4 protein-coding genes are annotated in these 6234 nt (G+C 70.9%); all 4 read left to right on the plus strand.

Annotated elements, in window-relative coordinates:
- On the plus strand, positions 1-490 hold a 490-nt coding region (locus AC1D1T_RS29265; protein WP_477993007.1), incomplete at its 5' end, for a hypothetical protein.
- Between the two features lie 25 nt (positions 491-515).
- Entirely contained in the window at positions 516-1295 is a 780-nt protein-coding gene (gene sctT / locus AC1D1T_RS29270; protein WP_465113148.1) for a type III secretion system export apparatus subunit SctT, read from the plus strand.
- Positions 1296-1299: 4 nt separating this feature from the next.
- The gene (locus AC1D1T_RS29275; protein ID WP_477825968.1) at positions 1300-2331 is read left to right on the plus strand and encodes an EscU/YscU/HrcU family type III secretion system export apparatus switch protein; all 1032 of its coding nucleotides are present in this window, start codon (positions 1300-1302) and stop codon (positions 2329-2331) included.
- A gap of 44 nt (positions 2332-2375) precedes the next feature.
- A partial coding sequence (locus AC1D1T_RS29280; protein WP_477993008.1) for a DUF4781 domain-containing protein occupies positions 2376-6234 on the plus strand: 3859 nt, incomplete at its 3' end.

Genomic DNA, 6234 nt, shown 5'->3' on the forward strand with positions numbered 1-6234 from the left:
GACTGAGATGGACGTCGACTGGAAGCTGCTGGTCCGCGTGCGCGAGCAGCACCGCAGCCGCGCGCAGCAGCGCGTGGCGCGCGAGCGCGAGGTGGCCGCGGCGGCCGTCGCACAGGCCCGGGCCCTGCGCGAGGCCTGGTTGCACGAGGTCGAGGCGCGGAGTGCCGTCTGGGCATCGGTCGCCGGCCGGCCCGAAGTGCTCGACATTGCATTGATGCGCCAGGCGAGCGCCTGGAGCCGTACGCTCGACGGCCGCGTGCGCGACAGCGCGCAGCACGCCCAGCAGGCGCGCGATGCAGCGCTGCAGAAGCAGCAGGATCTGGAGGCCTGCCGCCGGCAGCTGCGCAGCGCCGCCGGCGACCTGCAGAAGGCCGAGCAGATGCACGAGCGCGTGCGGCGCGAAGCGCGGCGCCAGGCGCAGTCGCGCGCCGACGAGCAGCTGGAAGAGAACGCAGCGCAGGCCTGGGCGGCGCGGCGCCCGCCGCGTTGAACGTCACACGGAAGGAGACCGCACGATGCCGATGGCCGAACTCGCCGCGCTGGAGCAGACCGTCACATCGGCCGCGCTGACGCTGCCGCGGCTTGCCGCGGTGTTCGCGGTGATGCCCTTCCTGTCGGGCCAGCTGCTGAGCGGCTTCGTGCGCGCCGGGCTGCTGGGCATGCTGGCGCTCTTCATGTCGCCGATCGCCGGCGAGATGCCCGAGCTGTCGCTCGGCCTGTGGTTGCTGATCGCCTGCAAGGAGGCGCTGATCGGCCTGCTGCTCGGGCTGGGCTTCGGCATTTTCATCTGGGCCATCCAGAGCGTGGGCGACCTGATCGACTTCCAGACCGGCTCGGCCAACGCGTCCTTCTTCGACCCGGTGGCTGGCCACGACAACGGGCCCACCGGCGAGTTCCTCGGCTGGCTGGTGATCACGCTGTTCGTCGCGGCCGGCGGGCTGCTGGCGCTGGTCGGCGTGATCGTCGACTCGTACCGGCTGTGGCCGGTGGCGTCGTTCTTCCCGAACGTCGGCAAGGTGCTGGAGGAGTTCGCGATCCGCCAGGGCGACACGCTGTACCTGTGGATCGTCAAGCTCGCGTCGCCGGTGCTGCTGGTGCTGGTGCTGGTCGAGCTGGGCATGGGGCTGATCTCGCGCGTGGCGCCGCAGCTCAACGTGTTCGTGTTCTCGCAGCCGCTGAAGAGCCTGCTGGCCACGCTGATGATGCTGCTGTTCCTGTTCTTCGTGTACGAATCGCTGCAGCAGTTCCTGCGCCCGTCCAACGGCGTGCTCGAGTTCCTGCGGCTGGCGTTGTAGCGCGATGGCCGAGAAGACCCGCGACCCGACGCCCAAGCGCCTGCGCGATGCGCGCAAGCGCGGCGAGGTGGTGTTCAGCGCCGACGTGCCGGGCACGCTGTCCTTCATTGCCGTCGCCGCCACGCTGTGGCTGCTCGGTGCCGCGCTGTTCGGGCTGCTGCGCGAGCTGTGGTGGCACGCCACCAGCCCCGAGGTGCTGAGCCGGCCGGACGATCGCGTCGTCGAATTGCTCTCGCACACCGCCGGGGTGCTGCTGTGGGGCGCGCTGCCGGTGATGGTGGTCGCCGCGCTGGCGGCGGCGGTCGGCTGCTTCGCGCAGGTCGGGGCGCTGGCCACCTGGTCGCGCATCAAGCCCGACGTGAACCGGCTGAACCCGGCCGAGGGGCTCAAGCGCATGTTCTCGACGCGCAACCTCGTCAACCTGCTGAAGATGTTGGCCAAGTCGGCGCTGCTCGGCGCGCTGCTGGCCGTCGTGACCGCCAGCTTCCTGAACACCGCGCTGAAGCTCGGCTACGCCCAGCCGCCGGCCGTGCTGGTGGTGGCGGCCAGTGTGCTGCTGACGGTGTCCGGCTGGGCCGCGGTGATCTACGTCGTGATGGCCGGCGTCGACTACGCCCATGCGCACCACGAGTTCATGAAGCAGCAGCGCATGTCGATCGAGGACCTGCGCCAGGAGCACAAGGAATCCGAGGGCGACCCGGTCAATGCGGGCCGCCGGCGCATGGCGCACTTCGAGGCGGTCTACCTCGGGCTGGCCGACCGGGTGCGCGTGGCCTCGGCGCTGATCTGCTCGGGCAGCACCGCGGTCGCGCTGCAGTACCTGGGCGAGCGCGACCTGCCGCGGGTGATCGCGCGCGGCGAGAACGAGGTCGCTGCGCAGATGCGCCGCCTGGCCGGCGAGGCGCTGATCCCGATGGAATTCGATGCCGCACTGGCCGGCCGGCTGTACGACGAGGTGCCCGAGGGGCAGGCCATCCCGCGCTCGCTGTACGAGCCGGTGGCGCGGCTGCTGCGCTGGGCCGAAGGCCGCGAGTAAACGAACAGACATGAACCCACAGACTCAGACGCGAGGAACCCACCATGTCCTTCCTTGATTCGATCGGGCGCGTGTTCCAGGCCCTGCCGCCGCCTCCTCCTCCTCCGCCCCCGCCGCCGCCGCCCCCCCCGCCGCCCCCGCCGGCTCAGCCGCCGTGGTACTCGGCGCAGAGCGCCGCCGCCATCGAGGCGCGGCGCGTGGCGCTGCAGTCGGCGGTGACGCGCACCAGCGGGCTCGAGCAGCAGCTGAAGGACCAGGTCGAGCAGCGCAACGAGACGCTGGCCAACGGCGGCAAGCCGGCTGCCGCGAAGGAAAAGGCGCTGGACGACACCTACGGCCAGTACATGGCCGCGGCGCAGCAGGAGATGCGCGTGGCAGCCGACAAGGCGAGCCAGGACGGCGCCGACCCGCAGGCCTCGCTCGATGCGCAGGAGACGCTGATCCTCGAACGCGCGAAGAAGAGCGGCGCGTTCGACATGAAGGGCGTCACGCCGCAGATCGACGGCCTGCGCGACGAGGTGAAGGCCGAGGATCCCGAGGTGCGCACGCTGCACGTGAAGCAGTTCGATGCGGGCGAGACCGACCGCAAGGCCATCGATGCGCAGCAGAAGACCGTCGACGACCTGCAGGCCAAGGCCGACACCGCGACCCACGCGGCCGAAGGCTACCGCAACCCGAGCGCCGCCGACCGGCACGACCCCGACTACTTCCGCGCCAAGGCGGCCGCGGAGAACGAGGCCCGCACCGCGCAGCTGGCCGCCGACGGCGCGAAGGCGACGCTGCAGCGCATGGGGCTCGATGCCAGCAAGACGCAGACCGACCTCAACCTGAAGGTCGCCGATATCGGCGTGCGCAAGGCACAGGACGCGTACGCGAGTGCGCAGCACAGCGGCTCGTCATCCGTCGTCGATGCGGCCTACCAGAAGCTGCAGGACGCGATCGACGTGCGCGACGTGCAGCGCCAGGTGCACGAGGTGGCCGACGCCCGCCTCGCGAAGTTCGACGCCGATGCCGCGCTCGGCAACGCGAAGGACACCTGGGACCAGGCCTCGCGCAGCCGTGCGGCCGTCAACCCCGAGGACCGCTTCGACCCGAACCGCGAGTTCTGGGCGGTGCCGGGCAGCGACCTGGGCAAGAACGTCCACTTCAAGGACGGGCGCTGGCAGTACCAGGTGAACATCCATTGGGGGCCGGACGAGTGGACCGACCTGCCGAAGGAAACCGCCGCGCTGTGGGATGCCGACAAGACCGCGAAGGCCGCGACCGAACGCGCCACCCAGGCCGAGACCGCCTATGACACCCTCTACCGCGACCGCGTCGGCGACCCGTCGACAGGCGACGCGCGGCTCGATGCGAAGCCGTGGCTGGACAAGGCCGACGCCATAGTCAGCGACCTGTCGAAGGCGAACGGCGCGGTGCACGACGCCGACCTCGCGGTGCAGGCGGCGCGCCGTGACGGCAAGCCGCAGCGCGAGATCGACGCGCTGGAGACCGACCTCGGCGCGAAGCTCGAGACGCAGCGCACGGCGCAGGCCCAGGCCGATGCGCTGCAGTCGGTGCGCGACCTGCGGCAGGCGCGCGTCGAGCTGGCCGCGGCGCAGCGCACCGACACCGGCGCCGGCGCGACCAAGCCGTCGCAGGCCACCGTCGACGCGCAGAAGAAGGTCGACACGCTGACCGGCGACACGCGCAACAAGATCTCGAACGCGAACAAGCTCGCCGGCTCCGAGGCCGACCTGAAGACGCAGGAGGACGAAGCCCGCAAGGGCCTGGCGGGCGCGAAGCAGGCGCTGGCCGACCAGGACGATGAAGTCGACAAGGCGCGCAGCGCCTGGGCCGCCGCGGCGCCGGCCGACAAGGACGCGCAGCAGAGGAAGCTCGACCAGGCGCTGGCCGAGTACGACAAGCGCAGCCTGACCGTCAAGGACTACGAGAGCCGGCTCGGCCTGGTCGACAGCGAGCGCGGCCTGCTCGCGGCGCAGCACGACTACGACACCTTCGGCTTCGTGAAGCCGGTGACGACGCCCGGCAGCCAGGGCAAGAACCATCGCAACACCGCCGCCACGACCACCTACCCGCCCGGCTACGACCGCACCGCCGCGCTGGTGCCGCCCGGCGCGTACGCCGAGACCGCCAACCTCGGCTCGATGGCGAAGGACGACGACGGCTTCAGCACGCTGAGCGACGGCACCAAGGTGAAGCAGCAGGACGGCGTCACCACCTTCAAGCAGAAGGACGGCACCGAGATCCGCGAGGAGCACGGCGAGTTCAAGGTCTACTTCATGCAGGCGGCCGGCCATTCCAGTGCGCTGTCGAAGAAGGGTGTCGACATGCACCCGGTGACCGAGCGGCTGTGGCGTGCGCAGGCCGCCGCGCTGAAGGCGCGCGTCACGCGCGCCGATGTCGAGGGGCAGCTCGCGACGCAGGCGAGCGACCGCCCGCCGGCGGTCAGCGTGCCGGATGCGCTGGCCGGCGCGAAGGGCGCCCAGGGCAGCGCCGTGCCGACGCTGAACCTGGACGACGCGGTCGACACGCGGCTGGTGCAGGTCGCGGCCGCGATCCGCGATGCGCATCATTACGACGCGCCGGACGCCGGCAGCCTGTCGTCGCGCGAGTACACCGCGCTGCAGGCGGTGCAGGCCTTCCAGGATGCGCGGCGCACGCTGCAGCTGGCGCAGGCCGATGCGCGCGACGGCAAGCCGGCCGGCGACCTGCATGCGCTGCAGGTGAAGGTCGACGATGCGCGCACGCATGCGGTCGACGCGCGCTCCGACTGGCTGGAGCTGTACCACCAGCAGACCACCGGCTCGAAGAAGACGGTGGTCGACAGCGCCCGCACGGCGCATGACGGCTGGCTGAAGGATCACCCTTACCTGAAGGGCACCGACGGCGAGAAGCGCAGCGCGACCTGGAAGGCGCTGCAGGCCGCGCAGGACGACTTCGACGTCGCGCAGCGCGCGATGACCGCCAACGCCGCACCGGGCGCCCACGCCGAGCAGGCCGAGCTGCTGCGCTCGCTGAAGCCCGAGGATCGCAGTGATCCGGCAAAGCTGTACGAGAAGTTCAACGAGAACCCGGCCGTGATGGCGCAGGCGCTGATCAACGACCATTACGTGATGTACGGCGGGCGGTCCACCGAGATGCACGGCCGCACGCACATCGGCAACACGGTGGCGGCCTCGTTCGGCTGGCAGCCGTCGGTCACGCTGGACCCGTCGCAGCCGGACCAGAACGCGCAGGCGATGCTGTCGCAGGACCTGTTCGGCAAGCTCGGCGAGGACCAGCGGAAGATGCTCGACGGCGTGGTCGACGAGATCGTCGACGTCGGCGGCGAGAACGCGAAGGTCACCGTGGTGCCGGTGGTCTATGCGACCAAGGAGTCCGGCATCGTCAAGACGGCGCTGTTCAAGGTCGAGCGCCAGGACGGGCCGGGCGTCAAGTACGTCGACGAGCAGGGCTGGAGCTACGACAGCATCGACGACTACCGGGCCAACAACAGCCTGCCGAGCACCGGCTGCACGCTGGTGATGCCGGAGGACGGCGAGTTCAAGGTGCAGGACGACGGCAACATCAAGCTGTTCGTCGGCGATGCGCGCACCGAAACCGGCTTCGAAAAGGCCCGGCGCAAGTACCACATCGACACGATCGCGGCGGTGGCCGGCGTGGTCGCCGGCGTGGTGCTGATCTGCGCGACCGGCGGTGTCGCGGCGGTGGCGCTGGTGGGCGTCGGCGCGACCATGGCCTATGGCGGCGTGACCGCGACCGCCGACCTGGTGAACATGGCCGACCACGGCCAGTCGCTGAACCCGTTCACCAACGAGCGCGCCCGCATGAGCGAGGTGTCGCTGCTCGGCATCGCGCTGGGCGCCGGCGCGATGGGGGCGGGCGTGCGCGTCGCGGCCC

The sequence above is a fragment of the Rhizobacter sp. P2_H3 genome, from assembly GCF_056403355.1.

Coding starts and splice junctions, on each gene's coding strand:
- sctT (WP_465113148.1), top strand. CDS start 516: ATGCCGATGGCCGAACTCGCCGCGCTGGAGCAGACCGTCACATCGGCC.
- AC1D1T_RS29275 (WP_477825968.1), top strand. CDS start 1,300: ATGGCCGAGAAGACCCGCGACCCGACGCCCAAGCGCCTGCGCGATGCG.